The 20051-nt window shown below is 37.9% G+C and carries 22 protein-coding genes; 6 read left to right on the top strand and 16 right to left on the bottom strand.

Annotation, left to right across the window (positions count from 1 at the left end; genetic code table 11):
- The first annotated feature begins 384 nt into the window (after nt 1-384).
- From JSQ81_RS14265 to JSQ81_RS14250, 4 genes are all read left to right on the top strand, one after another.
- On the top strand, nt 385-1227 hold the full coding sequence (locus tag JSQ81_RS14265; RefSeq protein WP_212604687.1) for a carbonic anhydrase: 843 nt from the start codon (nt 385-387) through the stop codon (nt 1225-1227).
- Between the two features lie 340 nt (nt 1228-1567).
- Nucleotides 1568-2749, top strand: coding sequence for a glycerate kinase family protein (locus JSQ81_RS14260; protein ID WP_212604686.1), 1182 nt, complete (start codon nt 1568-1570; stop codon nt 2747-2749).
- 14 nt (nt 2750-2763) lie between these two features.
- Complete coding sequence (locus JSQ81_RS14255; protein WP_249336548.1) at nt 2764-4203, top strand: SLC13 family permease; 1440 nt, start codon at nt 2764-2766, stop codon at nt 4201-4203.
- A gap of 93 nt (nt 4204-4296) precedes the next feature.
- A complete protein-coding gene (locus JSQ81_RS14250) occupies nt 4297-4434 on the top strand; it encodes an RNA polymerase factor sigma-54 (RefSeq protein ID WP_212604684.1) in 138 nt (45 codons plus the stop codon).
- Nucleotides 4435-5169: 735 nt separating this feature from the next.
- Here JSQ81_RS14250 and JSQ81_RS14245 read toward each other — a convergent pair.
- Both JSQ81_RS14245 and JSQ81_RS14240 read right to left on the bottom strand, forming a co-directional pair.
- Nucleotides 5170-5364, bottom strand: coding sequence for a hypothetical protein (locus JSQ81_RS14245; protein WP_212604683.1), 195 nt, complete (start codon nt 5362-5364; stop codon nt 5170-5172).
- A 269-nt stretch (nt 5365-5633) separates the two neighbouring features.
- Nucleotides 5634-6077, bottom strand: coding sequence for a hypothetical protein (locus JSQ81_RS14240; protein WP_212604682.1), 444 nt, complete (start codon nt 6075-6077; stop codon nt 5634-5636).
- Between the two features lie 128 nt (nt 6078-6205).
- On the opposite strand from JSQ81_RS14240, the gene JSQ81_RS14235 reads away from it, so the two are divergent.
- A complete protein-coding gene (locus tag JSQ81_RS14235) occupies nt 6206-6565 on the top strand; it encodes a YhjD family protein (protein ID WP_212604681.1) in 360 nt (119 codons plus the stop codon).
- A gap of 302 nt (nt 6566-6867) precedes the next feature.
- Here JSQ81_RS14235 and JSQ81_RS14230 read toward each other — a convergent pair whose 3' ends face one another.
- Together JSQ81_RS14230 and JSQ81_RS14225 are read right to left on the bottom strand one after the other, a co-directional pair.
- Nucleotides 6868-7656 carry an alpha/beta fold hydrolase gene (locus JSQ81_RS14230; protein WP_212604680.1) on the bottom strand — a complete coding sequence of 263 codons (789 nt, stop codon included), beginning with the start codon at nt 7654-7656 and terminating at the stop codon, nt 6868-6870.
- 26 nt (nt 7657-7682) lie between these two features.
- Nucleotides 7683-8231 (bottom strand): histidine phosphatase family protein, encoded by a 549-nt coding sequence (locus JSQ81_RS14225; RefSeq protein ID WP_212604679.1) that lies wholly within the window; start codon nt 8229-8231, stop codon nt 7683-7685.
- A 453-nt stretch (nt 8232-8684) separates the two neighbouring features.
- On the opposite strand from JSQ81_RS14225, the gene JSQ81_RS14220 reads away from it, so the two are divergent.
- Complete coding sequence (locus JSQ81_RS14220; RefSeq protein ID WP_212604678.1) at nt 8685-9158, top strand: GNAT family N-acetyltransferase; 474 nt, start codon at nt 8685-8687, stop codon at nt 9156-9158.
- A 297-nt stretch (nt 9159-9455) separates the two neighbouring features.
- On the opposite strand, the gene JSQ81_RS14215 is transcribed toward JSQ81_RS14220, so the two are convergent.
- From JSQ81_RS14215 to JSQ81_RS14160, 12 genes are all read right to left on the bottom strand, one after another.
- Nucleotides 9456-10907: a VWA domain-containing protein gene (locus JSQ81_RS14215; RefSeq protein WP_212604677.1), complete on the bottom strand. Its 1452-nt coding sequence runs from the start codon at nt 10905-10907 to the stop codon at nt 9456-9458.
- 77 nt (nt 10908-10984) lie between these two features.
- Entirely contained in the window at nt 10985-12151 is a 1167-nt protein-coding gene (locus JSQ81_RS14210; protein ID WP_212604676.1) for an AAA family ATPase, read from the bottom strand.
- An 86-nt stretch (nt 12152-12237) separates the two neighbouring features.
- Nucleotides 12238-12432, bottom strand: a complete 195-nt coding sequence (locus JSQ81_RS14205; RefSeq protein ID WP_212604675.1) for a hypothetical protein — start codon at nt 12430-12432, stop codon at nt 12238-12240.
- Between the two features lie 25 nt (nt 12433-12457).
- Nucleotides 12458-13351: a DUF6744 family protein gene (locus tag JSQ81_RS14200; protein ID WP_212604674.1), complete on the bottom strand. Its 894-nt coding sequence runs from the start codon at nt 13349-13351 to the stop codon at nt 12458-12460.
- Nucleotides 13352-13837: 486 nt separating this feature from the next.
- Nucleotides 13838-14116, bottom strand: coding sequence for an iron-sulfur cluster biosynthesis family protein (locus JSQ81_RS14195; RefSeq protein ID WP_212604673.1), 279 nt, complete (start codon nt 14114-14116; stop codon nt 13838-13840).
- A gap of 32 nt (nt 14117-14148) precedes the next feature.
- Nucleotides 14149-14577: a protein-tyrosine phosphatase family protein gene (locus JSQ81_RS14190; RefSeq protein WP_212604672.1), complete on the bottom strand. Its 429-nt coding sequence runs from the start codon at nt 14575-14577 to the stop codon at nt 14149-14151.
- Nucleotides 14574-15539 carry a thioredoxin-disulfide reductase gene (trxB, locus tag JSQ81_RS14185; protein WP_212604671.1) on the bottom strand — a complete coding sequence of 322 codons (966 nt, stop codon included), beginning with the start codon at nt 15537-15539 and terminating at the stop codon, nt 14574-14576. The genes JSQ81_RS14190 and trxB overlap by 4 nt, the downstream gene beginning before the upstream one ends.
- 18 nt (nt 15540-15557) lie before the next feature.
- On the bottom strand, nt 15558-17330 hold the full coding sequence (arsA, locus tag JSQ81_RS14180) for an arsenical pump-driving ATPase (RefSeq protein WP_212604670.1): 1773 nt from the start codon (nt 17328-17330) through the stop codon (nt 15558-15560).
- Between the two features lie 2 nt (nt 17331-17332).
- Nucleotides 17333-17701 (bottom strand): arsenite efflux transporter metallochaperone ArsD, encoded by a 369-nt coding sequence (gene arsD, locus JSQ81_RS14175; protein ID WP_212604669.1) that lies wholly within the window; start codon nt 17699-17701, stop codon nt 17333-17335.
- An 89-nt stretch (nt 17702-17790) separates the two neighbouring features.
- Nucleotides 17791-18210: an arsenate reductase (thioredoxin) gene (gene arsC, locus JSQ81_RS14170; protein ID WP_212604668.1), complete on the bottom strand. Its 420-nt coding sequence runs from the start codon at nt 18208-18210 to the stop codon at nt 17791-17793.
- Nucleotides 18211-18234: 24 nt separating this feature from the next.
- Entirely contained in the window at nt 18235-19533 is a 1299-nt protein-coding gene (locus tag JSQ81_RS14165) for an arsenic transporter (RefSeq protein WP_212604667.1), read from the bottom strand.
- Between the two features lie 15 nt (nt 19534-19548).
- Nucleotides 19549-19896, bottom strand: coding sequence for an ArsR/SmtB family transcription factor (locus JSQ81_RS14160; protein WP_212604666.1), 348 nt, complete (start codon nt 19894-19896; stop codon nt 19549-19551).
- Nucleotides 19897-20051 lie beyond the last annotated feature (155 nt).

The following is a 20051-nucleotide window of genomic DNA, read 5'->3' as shown; positions in this document are numbered from 1 at the left end:
ACTAAATTCCGCGCTATTGTTTTCTCTTACTCTTTTTCCTTAACCCATTCACTTAACACCCCATTTATAATTCATCTACTTTATTCTCGGTCTTTTTGACAATACCTATTTAAGTTGTGTTTTGTAGAATTTATTGAAGTTTTGAGTCAGCACCTTACAAACACGAAACACACGAGACTTTTTATCAAAACCAAAAATAAACATTAAGCACTAAGTGATAATTCATATGTTTACTCGTTTTCATTTATAAACGAGTAGTATTTATTAACTGCATTGTGCAATTTGTGCAATATTGGTAAATATCGTCTTGCACTTTTCGATTCTTTTAGTAGTGTATTTTATGTGCAATAGATAAAAAATAAGGAAGAAGGGGATTTACCAAAAATGAAAAAGTACATTGTGTATCCATTTTTAGTTGTATCGTTAAGCTTATTATTAGGAGCTTGCTCAGAAGAGACGCAAGCGGAAACAGCTACACCCGAAAAAGAAGTAACTGACACGAAAGAAATCGAAGAAACAGAGGTAAATATCACACATACTCCTCAATGGTCTTACGAAGAAGAAATAGGACCTGAACATTGGGGGGAATTGAATCCCTCATACTCAGCCTGCATGAATGGAAATGAACAATCACCGATCAATATCGAATCCTCTCAGGTTAAAACAAGTGAGAAACTAGAAAACGTTGAAATTCAGTATGAGCCAACAGATTTTTCAATAACCAATACCGGTCTTACCATACAGGCTAACCCCGCAATACCAAGCAACAGCATTGTAGTTGAAGGAAAAGAATACATACTTGCTCAATTCCATTTCCATACACCAAGCGAGCACCAATTCAATAGTCAACACCTGGATATGGAACTACATCTAGTACACCAAGATACGAATGGTGAGCTTGCCGTCCTTGGTTTAATGATTCAAGAAGGAAAAGAAAATGAAACATTGGCATCCATTTGGGGTGTATTACCAAAGAGTGAAACAGAAGAAGATATTGCCATAAAAGAACCTGTCGATTTAGAAGCTTTACTACCTTCAAATCAAACATCTTTCCATTACAACGGTTCATTAACGACACCACCTTGTGCAGAAAAAGTAAAATGGACTGTTTTCGAAGAGCCGATTGAAATGTCAAAAGAACAAATTCAAGCATATCAGCAAATTTTCCCTGATAACCAACGTCCTGTTCAGCCTATAAATGAACGCGAAATCTTTGGAGTGAATTAAGAAAGACTCGGTTAACATTGATGCATCAAGTGCATAGTTAAAGTAGTATGGCCTTTCATCAATTCAGTGAATTGATGAAAGGCTATTTTTTTATCTTCTAAGCATTAGTTCTATATTTATCAAACAAGTGTTTGAGAATATATCCGCTGCCAATAGCCCCCCTATTGCAATTGAAAAATACTACCCAGACGCAGATTTACAGGTGGAATTTATCAGATCCAAGAACTCTCTCATAATTCTCATTGATTTCCTACCTGATTCTTAATGATTCCCTCATCAGTTTCTAATTTTTGGATAGTAACTTAGAAACTAATCAAAGTATTGTTGGAGGGAATTTAATATGAAAATTGTAATCGTGCCATCGGGATTTAAAGAGTGTCTAGATGCTGAGGAAGTTGCTTTAGCAATGGAACGTGGCGTGAGACGCGTTAATCAGACTATCGATATGGATGTTATCCCGATGATTGATGGTGGAGAAGGATTTGCGAAGACGATTGTTAACATAAAAGGTGGAGAATTAATTAATAAAAAAGTGACAGGGCCCGTCGGTGAAAAAATCGAAAGTCATTTCGGGATTTTTGTGGAGAATGGTAAACGGACTGCTGTCATTGAAATGGCAGCTGTGTCTGGATTAAAACTAGTCCCGCGTAATCAAAGAAACCCTTTAAAAACAACTACCTATGGTGTAGGAGAGTTAATTATTGCCGCGCTTGATTTAGGTATTGACAATATATTGATCGGCTGTGGAGATTCAGGTACATCAGATGGTGGAGCAGGAATGGCGCAAGCATTAGGCGTTCATTTTTTTGATAAAGAGCGACAAATCGTCGATATCGACGGCGGAGAAGATTTGATGAAGGTGGATTCTATCGTGACGACTCATATAGATAGACGATTACATGATGTTTCTATTAATGTGGCGTGTAACTGGAAAAATATTTTATGTGGAGAAGAAGGCGTTGCCCGTATATTTGGTCCTCAAAAAGGAGCGTCTCCGAAGCAAGTTGAACAGCTATCATCAGCGCTAGAACACTATGCAGCTTTAATTCAAGAAACGCTTGGGATAGATGTTCGTTCACTGCCAGGCAGCGGGGCATCTGGCGGATTAGGTGCAGGACTCATTGCATTTACGGGAGCCATGTTACATCCACGATTCGATATTATTATGGACTACATAAGTATAGAAGAAAAAATTTCAACAGCCGATATTGTATTCACTGCTGAAGGTAGCTTGGATTTTCAAACGCCAAATGGGAAAATCCCAGCTGAAGTTGCGCGTATTGCGAAAAAAAATAACATCCCGGTCATTGCGATTACCGGAACCATTGGTAAAGGGGCAGATTTAAATTATCATGCAGGCATCGATGCATATTGCAGTATTATTCAAAAACCAACTTCTTTGGAAGAGGCAATACAAAATGCACCAAAATGGATAGAAGAGAGTACGGAGTCAGTATTACGACAAGTCTCGATTGGCTTAGGCGTTGCACAAAGAATGAAATTTAAAGAAAGCGTGTCATAAAAATGGGAACAAGAATGGAAAGAAATGTGTATAAGCAAACCCGTATTCAGTCTTGGATTCAACAATTATCGGTAAGTTCAAAAGTAATTATTAGTCTGCATCTTCTATTCATGATCGCGGTCTTATTAATTGGCGCATTAGACTACCATGCAAAAATATCCTTATTTGCATTCTTATCAGCAATGACGTTATGGATCGCAACTAAAATTCCAGCTGGATTTGTAGCAATAGCCCTCATTGCGTTCATAATTTTAATGAATGCAGCAGAACCGGATTTGTTATATCATTCACTTTCTGAAGAAGTTGTGTGGCTCATGATAGGTGCTTTTATCATTGGTGAAGCAGTTAAAGTATCCGGGTTAGCAGAACGTTTAACCCATTCAATATTGAGAAAGTCTACCAACAAAAACAATATGCTCTTTGGATTAAGTTCATTGTTATTTACATCAGCATTTTTCATTCCTTCTACATCTGGCCGGGCAGCTTTATCAATGCCAATCATTGATCAGATGAGTCAAAGGTTTTCGACTAAGGAACGAAATGTTCTAGCTATTTTAGCACCTGTTATCATATTAATGAGTACGTCTGCTACTTTAATTGGGGCAGGCTCTCATTTAATCGGAATAGCTTTACTTGAAAGCACTGTTGATCAAAGCATCTCCTATATTCAATGGTTTATATGGGGAGTACCATTCGCTATCGCCATTACAATACTTTCAGTTCTTTTAATAAAATGGACGTTGTGGCCAAGAGGTGAATTGAAAGAAATAGAAAACATACCGCCAGAAGAAAAAATCCTGTACAAAAAACAAATAAATGGAAAAGAGAAAAAGACGATAATACTGATTTTGTTTTTAATAGTGGGTTGGATGACAGAAAGCATACATGGCTATGACATAGCGTTTATTACAATGATAGGCGCAATTTTAATGATGGTGCCGAATTACGGAATCATTAGTTGGAAACAAGGCATAAGTTCAGTATCCTGGAACCTGATTATATTTGTTGCTGCAGCAACTGCACTTGGAAAGGTGTTGGTTGATACAGGTATAGTCAAATGGATTGAAAAAGAAATGCTAAACGTATTGCATTTGTTTGTAGGTGCTCCGGAATGGCTCATTGTGTTAATTATTTTAATTGTAACTGTGACAAGCCATTTGTATATAACATCACACACAACACGTGCAATCGTCTTTATTCCAGGTTTATTATTATTTAGCGAAACAATAGGCGTTAATCCTTCAACTGTTGTTTTTTTAAGTTTAATAGGTATGAACTATTGTGTTACAGTTCCAGTCAGCTCTAAGGCATTGCTTCTCTTTTATGAGGAAGGAAATATTTCATATAATGCTAGCAATCTATTAAAAATCAGCGCGATATTAATGCCTCTTTATATACTAGTCATGATGTTATTCTACTTTACTTATTGGCAGTGGACCGGGATGCATTTGTAAATCCAGAGATGAAGTGATCCTTGAAGAAAAGCATCTCCAATTGTTAGATTTGTGTCTAACAATTGAGGTGCGTTTTTTGATCTTGTTAATGAAATGCGATTGAATGATCAAAAAATTGCTGAATACTTCAACAAGGAAAAAGGAATCACGATATCAAGATGGACGATTAGCAAGTACCAGGAAGAACTAAACATTCCTTCTTCGAGTAAACGGAAAGAAATCAGCGTGTAAAAAGGGATAGCGGTTTTCCTTCGCTATCCCTTTCTATCTAGTTACTCGAGTTTTGTAATTATGTATGGAAGCGCTCGCAACCTATGTTACTGAACAGGCTGTTTTCTACTCCCCTATTAATCACAAGTTACTATTAACATTTTCATTTTTAATCGTGACGAGTGGTTCTTTTGCTTTATTACGTTTTTTTCGGAATCGATTGCATCGATTCTTTTCCATCATTCTTACTTAGAGAACATTGCGAAGATATAATTCAAGAAAAATGAGAAAGATACTAAGCGAATACAGAAAAAGTTCAGCCGGAGAATTCAGCGGCTGAACTTCTCCATTTATTTGGAAGAATTATGGCAACGTTAAAAAACCTCTTTCACGGCTTCCATTTATCGGGTATTTTGCATAATGAATCCTCTACACTTTCTCTAGAAAACATGTATAATAGACAAGGTTCATCTTATGACGTGGTTCGTAACCATCCCACGATTAAATTAGGATATATTGGGATACGTTAACAATCCTCATATTACACGGGAACGTTGTCGTACCAATGGTTCGTATGTTTTTCATTTTTCACGACATACGATTGAAAACGTTGAGAACAGAATTAATATTACACATTTATTACACATTGACTTTTAGGATTAGATCATACACCCATACTCATTCTTCTATTATCGATTTAAAAAGGATTTCCTAAATGGGAGTCCTTTAATCTTCTGGAATTTCTGTTTTCTCAACTTACTCATTTTCTTTAATCCATTCATTCAGCCACTCAATTTCTATCTGAGATAGCTCTTGCTCTTCCTCTCTTTCTATTACATGGTGCCAATTCGCTTCTTCCCATTCTAAATGAGTTTCCCACTCACGAATAACTTTAACCGCATTTTCTGTTTCTAATTGCTGTCTAGTTTTAAAAGGTATAATAATCGCCATATACACACCTCTTTCGATAAGATTTGTTCCTTCTATTATAAAAGGTACAACTGAAAGAATCAAAAGGCCCTCACTGAAATTGCACGGTAATCAACAAGAGTGCATAGAATAATGTGCTCTAATTATTCCGTATACTAAAGTGATTGGTATTTACTTTAGTGTCTAGGTATATATTTAGTCCGACTAGTGAACTAATGAACCACGCGAAAGACATGAATGGTAATAATTGACGTTAAAAGGCTCATTTACTATTTAGCGTTCGCCTTTTTTTATTGATATTCCTCATCATCTTCTTCATCTTCATCGTCATACTTAAATCCTCGTTCAATTTCAATCCATGTCGGGACATTTGCATCCCAGTGGTACTCTGCTAACATTCTTCTCTCGCGTAACTCTTCGATTTTATCGTGTACATATTCGGCGTCTAAAAAGAAGGTTGCTTCACCGGCAGCGTAGGAAGGTTTTTCCCGTGTATAATCAATCTTTAAAATATGTATCAAATTATCGTCACACAAAAACTCTCGAAACTCATAGTTGTATAGCCAGAAAGTATCTTTAAATGGATCAATATCTTTTTCTTCTGGCGTTAGCCACATTCTTGTAGGTACAGGTCTATTGTTGGTGATTATTGCTTTTGGTACACTATCGAATTCGCGGAACTGTCCTCCTTCGACGGCCAACACGAATTTGTCATCACTCTGATAAACTTGCATTTGGTTATCTACACTCCTTTTCATTTATTATATATTCAAAACCTTTAATCATTTATATACTACCATTAATAGAAAATAATGATATAGTTATTTTTGTAGTCGTTATAAAAAGAAAGTAGGGTTAACAAATGACATCTATTCCAGCGGATGCGTTGAAGCATTTTAATAACGCAATATATTTACCAATGTTAATCACAATCCTCGAAAAAGATATGCTTACCATAGAAGAAACTCAACTTAAATTTAAGCGACCATATACAAAAATGATTGAACAGGCGTTGAAAAGTGTTCGGGCTGATTTAAAGAAAACAAATATTTATCTATTGCGAAATAACATGCAACTGATTAAACGTAACAGCAACAAAGAGTTTACGGAATTCATATTATCAAGTGGGGCATACGAGAAGTTCGAGAAATATTCGAGTGAAGATTTGAAGAATCGTACCGAAGAAAAAATAGGCGAATATTTTGCTAAGTTTGTGATATGAAAAGAGGGCAGTTAGGCTCGCCGATGTAAATGGTTTTTACACTTTATCTCATTTTATACAAACATTACACAGCCATAAGATACCCCCTTATCGGGCCATTTAACTGAATAATTAAGGGAGGATGGAGTCTGACTGGAGCAAGAAGAGCCCCAGTACAAAAAACAATAATTAAGGGAAAGGAGACCCACCTCTATTCACTTAATTATTGGCATCCGCAATTTGACGTTAGAGTCTTTTCTTGATTGAGCAAATGTTAAGAAGAACCATCTGGATATCCATGCTCAAAAACAGTGAGCAACTATTCAATTTCCTCCGTTCTGAGCTCCATGAGTAGATACAAACTGCTTAATGAAATTGTTCACCGCCACGGCCGCCTTTGTAGGAAGCTGATGTTTTATGTCTCCTATGAGTATGCACTCGTTGACAGGGAGATTTTCTTGTAATAAATGGGCGTAGCGATGAAACGCCTTATCTTTTTCCCCGTACAGCAACAAAACAGGACATTTAATTTGATTTAAACGGGCCGTACAGTTATATTGCAAACTGTATTGATAATATTGTTTAACATTTTGGGCTTGCCCTTTTTTTGCGTTGATATATAAGTCTTTAAACAATTGTCCAGTATTGGAGTTAGTAAAGGAAACGGATAAAGCAAGAGCTTTAAGTGCCTTCCATTCCGCTAACTTTACTCCTAAAGTAATTTTATTTTTTAATGATAGATCCTTTACTTCTGACAGGGCTCCTATAAGAATGCCTCCTAAAGAGCGCTTGGGGTATGTCAGCAAAAAATCAAGGGCAATGGACCCTCCCGTTGAGTAGCCGCATATGAAAGCTTTATCTATTTTTAAATGGTCCAATAGTTGTTTGATATCATGTGAAATTAATGGATAAGTCAATGCTTTTTCTGAAAAAGAGCTGTTTCCATGGCCACGAATGTCAAAGACAATAACTTTGAATCGATTTGATAATTCATTCACTTGGTAGATATAATTCATGCTTGTGAGTAAGGGAGGATGGATAAACACGATAGGTATCCCTTTGCCTTGAACGTGATAATACAGATCTACCCCGTCTATATTTGTAACTGGCAACGCATTACACCTCCGATATCAGGGGGTTATTTTTTGACATTTTTCGAGCCCCAGATTCTCCTCACGTAATAGCTATCCTTTTTTACTTTCACTTCGTAGACATCCGGGTGCGACAATCCTGCCCATTCTTTGAGCCCCTGCATGCCATCAATTTGCATCAATAAAAGCCCCATCGTATTGCGATGAGTAATCAGTACGGTGCCGTCGGTTGCCGCTTCAAGCACTTCCATTCCCCTTTTTGCGACTTCGCGGCTTGATTCTCCGCCTGCCATTTTCAAATCCATGTCCCGAACGGATTCTTCTAGGCGTTCCAGCCAGTCTTTTAGGTTTTTTGAAATCAGCTTGTGCTCAGCAAGCCGGTCGTCAATTTCCACCTGCAGGCCTAGGCTGTCTGCTGTTGGCTGGATGGATTGAATCGCCCTCGTGAAAGGGCTGGAAATGATGTGCTTAATATTCCGCTTCTCAAAAAAGCGCGTCAATTCTTTCGCTTGTTCTTTTCCCTCTTCAGTCAGTTCTGCCTGTTGCTCTTGTCCTGCAGCTTGACAATGCCTTACCAGATATACTGTTTTGTCCATTTGTTACGCTCCTAGTTTAATTTACTCACAACGTTATTACTTGTTACGTTTTCCCAATAAGTTTCAACGAAAAACTCTTCAGGTTCAGACCACTCTGCATATAGAATACCTTCCTTTTCCTGCTCATCATAGCCATTTTTTTGATATGTCTACGTCGTTAAGGCTTCCTTTGGTAATCTCTCCTTCGTCAATTAATTCTATACCTTTTCCCTCTGTATACTTCCGCATAACCATCAAGCTAAGTTAAAATCATAATCCAAACAAAAAACGCTTTACTTATCGTTATCAGTTTAGGGACTTATATCATGCGCAAATTATCACCAAAAATTACAAAGTAGCTAAAGAGTGCTTATTTTTATTTTTTCAGCATTCGGGCCATATTCTTGAATAAGAGAAGGGATTATTCCTAAGTAGTCGAACTATAATAAAGTGAACTGCAAAGGGGGAATTTTAATGAGCAATATAATGCTTCGGAACGTAATTGAAGATGATCTTCCGATTTTCTTCAAATACCAACAGGACCGCGATGCAAACCAGATGGCAGCCTTTACGAATAAGGATCCCAGTGATTGGGATAGCTTCTCTACACACTGGAACAAAATCCTTACGGATAAGAACATCATCAAGCAGACGATTATTGTTGAAAATAACGTGGTTGGAAATGTTCTGTGCTTTGAGCAGTTCGGCGAACTCGAGGTTAGCTATTGGATTGGAAGAGAATTTTGGGGCAAGGGTATCGCTACCAACGCTCTAAGGGAATTTCTGAATCACGTTACAATCCGTCCCCTTAATGCTCGTGCTGCAAAAGACAACATTGGGTCACTCAAGGTTCTTGAAAAATGTGGATTCACGATCACTGGTGAAGACAGCGGGTTTTCCAATGCACGTGGCGAAGATGTAGAAGAATTTGTTCTTACCTTCGACTAAGCCAATAATTTGCATGGCGAAGATAAACGTGCCTTTAAACTACGGGTGGCCGTGTTTAAAATGGTTTTTAAGAGCATAAAACTTATTCCGTTATAGGCCGCGATTGCGGAACAAAAAAGTAACTATATAGCCTTAAAAAAGCTCAGATTTAAGTCTGAGCTTTTTTGTGTGCTATTTATACTGTTGATTCGTTGTTAAAGAATATGATAATAGATTTGTTATTTCTATTGTTGTATTAGCCTTTTTCTCTCCGGAAGCTGAACTCGTTACTATAAATGAGAGCTTCTAGCTTTTACTTTATATTTCAAAAGCAGTAAAACTTCCTGCATCATCAAAATCCTTAATATGAACTACACTGTCTGAAAACTGCTCTACTGTTTTTGTGTTATTTCCTATTACTAGAGATAGTACATTAAATTCCTTTTCTTTTTTCTTTTTATTGAATGCTTCTAAAAACGAATCTTTTACTCGGTCTTCACCATCAGTAACGAAAACTAAATCCGCCTGTTTAAAACGACTTTCGTTTATTACTTTCAATGCTCCGTCAAGAGGAAGTGCAAAGTCCGTACCTCCACCTAAGAAAGTTTGAGCTAAATTGATCATATCTGAACTTTTAATTTTTCCTCTCTCGTATTTAAAGACTTGTGTACGAGTAGAGAACAATATCAAACAAAAATCCCTTCTTTGTTTTCTTGCAATTGACATAAGGGCTAATGTAAATCCCTTGGATTGGGTATCTAGCTTATTCATACTACCTGACTGATCCAAACAAAGTAAGATTGGACCTTTCCCCAATACTTCTTGCCCTTTCTGTTCATACATCATCGTCTGGCCTTCTACAAAGCGACGTAGGAAGTCATTCTTCGTTATTGAGTGCGTGTATAAGCCCAATTCCATCGGTAGCAGTCGCTCAATATCATTTCCTAACGTAACCCCACTTCTTTCCATTGAATCACTATGCTTAGACTTTTGCTTTTTACGGGCTATCTGTTTAAATCGACCAGCCCAATCTGCAATTTCTTTCATCTGTTTATTTGATGCAATTTTTTCAGCTAATGTAATTTGATCCCGTAAAGGAACTTTTTTCAGTTTTGCGTCACCACTACCAGCACTCGTGCCTCCTAGTAATGATTTCAAGCTATCCTTCACCTGTTTCGTTTCCTGCATAGCTTGTGACATCGCTTCAGAAAAGCTATGACTGTTGTTCTGTAACGTTTGTTGAAGTTGACTGTCCAAGTCTGACATGGCTGATTTCAAGTCTTCTTCTAGCTTCCCGTTACCATTTCCCGCCCCATTTTGTTGTTCCTGCTTTTGAAGTTGTCTTTTCATCGCCTGAATCTCTTGCATTTGTTTTTTTAAACTTTCATCCCGTTCCTTTTGTTCAATTAACCATTCATTCGTCTTCTCCCCAAATTTCACAGTTCCGATGGCTGAAGATATGTCATCCAATCGAGTAAATTTTCGATAGGTTTCAAACGAATCATCATTCATGATTTTCTCCATAAACGATTTGTTAACTTGCAAATCATCAGGAATTTCATCTTCGGTCAATTCGGGTTTCATCTTGTATAAAGAAGCCCATATGTCACCGAGTAACGGTTCAAACTCAGGAAGTTCCCCATCAATGCTTAACTTTTGAAGTCCTTGCGACATATTATAAATTTCTTTGAAACGTCTTTTATCGAATGTATCTGTATTTAATACAGAATGATTTTCATCTCTTACTCTTATTGGTTTCAAATAAAACACTCCCTTTCAATTTTTTATAACAAAGAAATGCCAAGGATTAATTCCCCGGCATTCCAATAACCTCCATCAATGTATTTTTAAAATGGCATTTGTACTGTTGACTTTTCATTTGCGGTGCCAAAATCCATCGGCTCCAAAATACTGTCAAGTATTTCTTGTTGCATCGCTTTCACTTTATCAAGTAGAGAATCAATATCAGCATCTCTACTTTGATTATGCTTTTTCAACTTATTTAAATCAGCTACCAACGATTTCAATTTTTGGGTTGCTTCCATACCTGCATCAGTAGAAGCATCCGTCTGCATCGAAGAAAATACTTCACTTGCTTCTCTCTGAATCGAATCAAGCTTTCGAGTAACCACGTCTTGTGCGTGGCTACGAACAATCAGAGAAACGTTATCTCTTTGATCCACTGTTTCCCAAAGGGCATTTTCAAGGATGACAATATCATCAACTTTTACTACCTGTCTTTGGTTTATCAATGCTTTTGCTTGAAGAACCGAAAGCGACTGTTTAAACCGTCTGTCAGAAGGACGGATTCCTTCATCACGCAATTCATTACGGATTTTTGAAAGAGTTTCATATACTTCTTCAGGAATTGTAACCATGTCAGTAAAAAACTGCAGTTGAACCAATTCATCCATTGTCATGGAAGGCATAACCTGATTTTGACCTGTGCCCTTCATCATAGAAACAAAATTCATTTCATCTGCAATGTAATCTAATTCGAACCTAAGTAAGAACCTATCGAAAAGTGCTTCAAGTCCCTCTCCCTCTTCCGGGTATTCGTTCGAAGCTCCAACGACTGACATCAAAGGAACCTTTACCGGCGTTCCATTATTATAGAAAAGCCTTTCATTTATAAGTGTTAGCAAACTATTCAAGATTGCTGAATTAGCTTTAAATATCTCATCTAGAAATACAAGATTAGCTTCCGGCATTTTAGTTGCGGTATTCCGCTTGTACACGCCTTGTTCAAGGTCTTTTAACGACAACGGGCCGAATACTTCTTCGGGAGTACTGAATCTTGTCAGCAACCACTGGAAGTATGCTGTTCCCTGTACGATTTTTGCTAACTCAACCGACAATGCTGATTTCGCTGTTCCGGCAGGTCCAATCATGAGCATATGCTGCCTTGAAAGAAGAGCAACAAGAATCCCTTCGACTTCTTTCTCGCGCTCAAAAAACTTAGCATTGAGTGCATTTTTAATTTCCTCTAGCTTTGCAAAATTTGTGTTTGTCATTTTGAAAAACCCCTTTATTTTTAATTTAAATAGAAAAAGGAAGTCGGTTTTTATTACAGCCGAACTCCCTTTTATATGAACCCTCTTTAGTTTTTTGCTGAAAGAACAAACAATTCTTGTTCTTTTATCGATAGCTCCCGCATTCTTAGCTGCAACTCTTGTTCTTTTAATTCATTTGAACGTTCGAGTTCTTGAGCAATCTTCTTAACATGTTGTACACAATCAACAATATCTCTTTCATAGAATTTTCTTCCCATTATCGTTTGATAAAACTCAGTCATATCAATCTCTCCATTCCAATTCTTTTTAAAGATCCGCAACCATTTTCGAAACCGCAGCACGAATCATCATTATTTTATTTTCTAGCGTATCTGCTTCATTAGCGACAACGCCTTTGTAATTACGATAGTTTGCAATTACAGACTTCGCATTTTCAATAATCTCTTTCACTTGTCCTTTTTTCAGCCCAGCACTCGATTTACAATCATGTAAAATAGATTCTAAATGGTCATTTAGCTTCGTGTTCACCATTTGCCTGTTGTCGAATGTATTAACAACGGGTATCTTGAACCCTTCACTGTTCTCAAGGGAGGACGTGAAGTTAACAAGCTGATTCAACCCTTCCGTATGTGAATCTGGGACAAAGTATATTCCCCCATTCGGACGAACAGGTGTGGGTGCTAATGACTGTAGAATTTTATTGACCATTACTCTTACTTGCTGGGCTGAATAATGGTCTTTATAAATATTAAATTTACGTTCAGCTTCAAAACACAGCTCTTTTGCAATTTCGTTCTCCGTTATAAAAATCAGAGAACTATTATTCTTATCTAGTGTGATTACTCCTGCTTTACTGTTGTAATCAAGACGTTTACCAGCTTGATCCACAGTCTCCACCACAATGTTTCTTTGCACGTGGCTCTTATCCGAGAATACTTCACGTATAAGGAAGTTCTCGAATACCCCAGCATGTCCAGTAGATTTTCTAGTTTCTATCTCTTTTGTACTCCTTCGGAAAGCATCGGCTGGACGGATTGCATTCGGCATCCATTCGACAGGCAACCCTGATTGAACAAGTGCTTGCTCCAAATCTTCCATTTTGATTAATTGTTTTCCAACTGAGAACCACATCAAGTGTCCCAAAATTCCTTCTTGTTGCTTGTTTTGAACAGCTGTCATATTATCAAGATTAATTGACATACCTAACACCCCTTTCTATTTTTGTATTTTAGATAAATAAAAAAACGCATTTACACCTAGCGATTGCTAAGTAAATGCGTTTTAAAATAACTCGATTTATACTATTTCAATAATCCCTCTTCCCCCTCCCTTCAATTCTATTTGAAAGCAAAAAAACCGATCTCCCCTGGATAGGAAAACCGGTTTTAATATATATCACGCAAAGTGCGTAAGTATCTCGTATCTCTTCTGATATGCAAAAGCAATTTATGGACGTCGAATACGTCTGCCTAACTTCTCCTATAAATAAGGAATACAAAGGCTAAAAATTTGTGCCGAATCTCTTTCTGCATATGCAAAAAGTGTAACGACTTTCACCAGTGATAAAGGTGACAAAGAAACAATTGGATATATATTAATATTAACAAAAATAGAATCACATAGCAAAAATAGCAGAATTACATAGTGGAGGTACATCCTTTATTTAATACTTTCTTCTTGAATGTATTAACAGTTATTTGGCGCACCAATCATTACCAGACCAGATTGATTACCTTCAGTTTCAAAATCCAATGTTAAATTGCTCAAAAGCCCTAAAGCTAAAGTAGAAATGGCAACTTGGATGTCATTGATCAAAGATATAGTATCCGACTCCTCAGGCGGATCAAGAGATAAACCGATTTGCGGTCCACAGCAACCCTCAATGGCATAAATCCGAAGTCCTTTAGCTTGCTGTTCTTTCAATAGTGATTGAATATATTCTTTAGCTTCGTTTGTGATTTCCATTATTTTCTCCCCTTCTTTTTCCATCCAAATGCTTAGGCATCTGGGAATAGCCTTTTTAATGAGTCTTTCATGGCTGGCTTCACATTAATCTTTGGACGAATTGTTTTCGCTTTTTTCTCAGCTTCAGCAATTGTATCTGCTTTACCCAGGGCCAAAAGTGTTCCAATAGCCACAGTACCTGTTCGATTACTTCCCCCACCGCAATGAACGAAGACTTTCTTTCCATCATTGTATGATTTGACGACCGAATTGATAGCTTTATTCACAGATTCATCTTGTAAATCTGCACCATCAACAATCGGACAATGAATCCGATTACTATCCGATGAAATATTCGCGGATTCTGCACGTAAATCTACGATTACATCGACTTTTTCATTCTTCATAACATCCACAGCATCATCTGCACCACCAATAAAAATACTTTTTTCAATTAATTCCTGATAAGTTTTTGTCGTCATCCTTCTTTCACCTCATCCAATGTTGAACTCCAATCGTTACTTACAGAACCTTCTAAGTATCTTTCTGCATCTAGTGCAGCCATACATCCAGTACCAGCAGCTGTAATTGCTTGTCGATATTTATTATCTTGGACGTCGCCACACGCATAAACACCTGGTATGTTTGTTTCTGTAGTTCCAGGCTTTACTTGAATATAACCAACATCATCTGTTTTAATTTGTCCATTTAAGAAAGCCGTGTTTGGTGTGTGGCCAATTGCGACAAAAATACCGTCTGCCTCAATCATTTCTTCTTCGCCAGTATCATTATTTTTCACTTTCAAACCATTTATCTTCATACCATCCCCGATTACTTCTATAGGGGTTTTATTTAACGCCCAAGTGATTTTCTGATTTTGTTTTGCTCGTTCTTGCATAATCTTTGAAGCGCGCAACTCGTCACGACGATGAACGATCACTACCTCAGACGCAAACTTAGTTAGGAAATTAGCTTCTTCCATTGCGGAGTCCCCACCTCCGATTACTATTACTTTTTTACCTCGGTAGAAAAATCCATCACAGGTTGCACAAGTACTTACACCTGAACCAATATATTCTTTTTCACCTGGAATTTGAAGAAGTTTTGCTGCTGCACCTGTTGAAAGGATTAGTGATTCTGTTACAATTTCCCCTAAACCATTAACATGAAGCTTGATAGGCTTTTTAGACAAATCCACATCCGTTACCCATCCTCTTTTAAATTCAGCTCCAAAGCGTTCTGCTTGTTTTCTCATGTTATCCATAAGTTCAGGTCCCGTAATTCCATCTGTAAAACCTGGAAAGTTTTCAACTTCTGTAGTTAGTGTTAATTGTCCTCCTGGTTGGTCACCTACAATTACAATAGGGTTCATGTTAGCTCTTGCTAGATAAATTGCTGCTGTTAAACCCGCAGGGCCAGTTCCTAAAATCACTACTTTATGCATGTCTGTACCTCCAAATTTTTATAGAATAAATTCTTTCAATTTGTCGTAACCAATCTTCTCTTCATGCAACCATGGGATTACTGCAAATTGCGGTGCTAGTTCTTCTTCCACTTTTTTAATCCACTCTATTTCTGAAAGTGCACGGCCTTTTAAAACAAAATCAGCGGTATTGGTTGCGTACAGGCTTTGATTGATGACCCACCACTTCGGATCAATCTGCGCACGTTTGAGGTCTTCCTGTAATCGAGCAGCTTCTAATACTGGAGTCGCTTCGGCCAACGTCACAATGACCACCCCAGTTTCTTTTGGATTACGTAATCGCGGAAGAAGCTTTTTTACACTCTCTGGTACATTTCCAGTCGAACGACTCATTTCTTTGTGATACGCTTCCGTAGAATCAAGCAACAACAATGTGTGTCCGGTCGGGGCTGTATCAATAACAACGATTTCATTTTCCGACTTCTCCACTACTTCCGCAAATGCTCTAAACAACGCAATTTCTTCTGTACATGGTGATTCTAGGTCTTCTTTCAAATACGCAATTCCTTCTTCATCCAGCCCTTCTCCTGCTGTAGAAAGCACTTCCTGCTGGTACTTTTTGACTTCAACTTCTGGATCTATGCTGCTAATTGTCAAATTGTCTTTCAAATTACTACCTTCAAACATGTACGCAACATGAGCTGCTGGGTCTGTTGTAGTTAAATGAACACGATGTCCCTTCTCAGAGAGACCAACCGCAATAGCAGATGCAATCGAGGTTTTACCAACCCCACCTTTACCCATTGTGAAGATCACACGTATGTTTTTCGATGAAAAATCATCGATTACTTTGTTTAATCCCGAAGGCTGAATTATTTCTTTTCCTAGGCTGTCGGCTTCAAATTCAGTAATCGTATAAGAGCTAAATAAGTGCCGAAGGTTATCAACTCCGGTTAATGAATATGAAACGAATGGAAGGGAGAACGTCACAACCTGCTTTAAAGCTTCGGGCGTTTCTTTTAGTGCACTGCGTTGTCGCTCATAAAATGCTTTTGACACGTCATCATCAGGATGATGAGTCTGAAGAAGTCCATTTATGATAAGTATCTGATTTTTAATACCGATATCTTTCAGCTCTGAGGAAGCCCGATTCGCTTCAGTTAAGGAAGATACATCCGGACGCGAAACCAAAATTAGCGTCGTTTTTTCTGGATTAGAAAGAGACTCTACTGCCTTCGCATACAACTCTTTTTTCTCTCCAAGACCTGACAATGGCCCCAAACAAGAAGCGCCATGTGTACTTTCTTCTAAAAATCCGGTCCACGCAGTTGGTAATTGTAATAGACGTAATGTATGCCCAGTCGGCGCAGTGTCAAACAATACGTGATCATATTTATTTAACACATCTTCATCGGATAACAGATGAGAAAATTCATCAAATGCAGCAATTTCAACTGTGCAAGCACCAGATAACTGTTCTTCCATCGTTGAAAGAACAGCATCTGGCAGCTTCCCTCGATAAGGACCAACAACTTTTTCACGGTATATTTTCGCTGATGTTTCCGGATCTATATTGCAAGCGAACAAATTGTTTACACTTGGAATAGCAATTGGATCATTCGTCAATTCTACATTGAGAACGTCCTGTAAATTTGAAGCAGGATCGGTACTTACTAAAAGTACTTTTTTCCCCTGGTCAGCGAGCGACACTGCTGTCGCACAAGCTGTAGATGTTTTACCGACACCACCTTTTCCGGTAAAAAACAAAAATGGAGTTAGCGCAGCTTTGTTAGGATTGAATAATGGATACATGGTTATTCTCCTTTTTTATCAAACTTGAGTGAAACACGTACGCGTGGTTTTTCCTGAAGTTCAGCAGCCTTTACACCAAGCCACTCTGCCAGCTCTTCATTCTTCGGATAGGCACCTTCTTTTACAACCTCATTATTCACAAGTATCAAAGGAAGAGCATTAGGGCCTTTTTCTATAAGGACCCTGTTTACTACATCATTGTCTACAAATGCACCCGGATCATTCCCAAGATTATAGCGTGTAATATCAAAGTTCTTTTGTTCAAGTGAATAAACGGCCGATGCGACACGCGTTAATTCCGGATTAACACTAGGTCCGCACACCCCAGTTGAACAACACATTGCAGGATCAAAGATTTCAAGCTTTTTCATTATCAAACATCTCCTTTATCAATATATAACTATATCCTTATATACTTAATATAATAATAGCCGTGAGATGAATCCACGGCCTATTTTACTTATTCACCAGTTTTAGCGAAGCGTTCAATTCTTGATCCAATTTCATCGCGAACACGCTGGAAGAATGCCCATTTTTCTTCATCCGTTCCTTCTGCTTTTGCAGGGTCATCAAATCCCCAATGAGCTCTTTTGATATGAGGTGGTGTCATCGGGCACTTGTCAGCAGCATCTCCACATAACGTTACGACAAAATCTGCATTATTTAAGATTTCCGCATCAATAATATCTGAAGTTTGATCCGAAATATCGACACCAGCCTCTTTCATTGCTTTCACAGCATTTGGATTGACGCCATGGGCTTCAATTCCTGCACTGTAAACTTCCCATTCTTCACCAAGATACTTTTTGCCCCATCCTTCAGCCATTTGGCTACGACATGAGTTACCTGTACATAAGAAATATAGTGTTTTTTTCGACATATTGAAAATCTCCTTTTTTGTGTTTTATAGTATGAATGAAAGCCATAAATAAAGGCCGATTAGTGTAATCAAGAGGGTAGGGACTGTTAAGATAATACCGACCTTAAAATAGGTACCCCAAGATATTTTCACACCTTTTTGAGACAAAACATGCAGCCATAATAAAGTAGCTAAAGACCCTATTGGCGTGATTTTCGGACCTAAATCCGACCCAATGACATTCGCATAAATCAAAGCCTCACGGATAGGTCCTGTTGTATCAGTATCCGCAATGGCCAGTGCATTGATCATGACGGTTGGCATATTATTCATGACAGATGATAATATCGCAGCAATAAAGCCCATTGAAATCGTACCTACAAACAAGCCTTGATTTGCAGCCAACTGAATGACATCTCCGAGCACACTCGTTAGACCGACATTCCGTAATCCGTAGACAACTACGTACATCCCTATTGAGAAAAATACGATGGCCCAAGGTGCTCCTTTAAGTACTTGCCTCGTTTGAACAGCAGGACTTCTTTGTGCCATGAACATGAAGAATATGGCCATGATACCAGCAACTATCGACACAGGAAGCCCCGTAAACCCGCTAGAGAAATACCCGATAAGCAATATACCTAATACTACCCAAGACAGCCGGAACATCTTAATATCTTTTATAGCATCCGTCGGTCGTTTTAAATCTGATACTTTATAATCCTTTGGAATACTTTTACGGAAAAATAACAACAATACTAAAATACTCGCAGCTAATGCAAATAAATTAGGCACTATCATCCTGGAGGCATATTCAACAAAGCCGATGCCAAAAAAGTCCGCTGAAACAATATTGACCAAGTTACTCACGACTAATGGTAACGAAGTGGTATCTGCAATAAAACCACTGGCAATAATAAATGGAAAAACCATTTTTTCATTAAAGTTCAAATTTCGTACCATTGCCAAAACAATTGGTGTTAGGATTAAGGCAGCCCCATCGTTTGCGAATAAAGCAGCAACGACTGCCCCTAGAAGACTGACATAAACAAACATCCGAATTCCGCTACCTTTTGCTAATCTCGCCATATGTAACGCAGACCACTCGAAGAATCCGATTTCATCTAAAATTAATGAGATGATAATGATTGCAACAAAAGCAAGCGTAGCATTCCATACGATGCCTGTTACATCAATAACATCCTGAAAATTAACTACTCCGACTAATAAAGCGACAACTGCACCAATACAAGCAGACCAACCAATCGATAAATTTCTAGGCTGCCAAATAACAAAAATGAGTGTAATGATGAAAATCAATGATGCGGTAATAACTGAAACCAACGTACTTTCTCCTCCCTAGTTACAACTAATTCTCAGCCCTTGTGCTTCCAGTTCAGCTATGGATTCATTCTGTTCCGGAAGTTGTTCAAGTATGCTTTGAATAAAAGGAAAGTCTTCATGATTTTCATTAATCGAGAAGAAAATCCATTGACCTTTGCGTTCTTCTTTCACTAATTCAATATCTCTCAGTCTACGCAAGTGCTGGCTAATTGCCGGCTGACTCATCTTAAAGATTTCGACAAATTCACACACACAGCATTCATGTGACTTGAGTAACTTCATCATCGTTAAACGTGTTGGATCTCCAAGCAATTTTAATAGTTGTGATGCTCGTTGCACATCAATTGTTGCTATTGTATTCATGTACCATCCCTCCGCTTCGTCATCAGTATATAACCATATACTTATATATGCAAGTATAATTATCTTTTTCATGAAATTCATTTTTCAAAAATTAATGAGCTGCTTAATGACAGTCTTTTGAATAGTTGTAAGACGTTTTGTTATATAAAACTTCC

Origin of the sequence: Sporosarcina sp. Marseille-Q4063, from assembly GCF_018309085.1 — a bacterium.
Classification (GTDB): Bacteria; Bacillota; Bacilli; order Bacillales_A; family Planococcaceae; genus Sporosarcina.
Note: the sequence above shows the minus strand (reverse complement) of the source record. Positions and strands in the feature narration are given on the sequence as shown.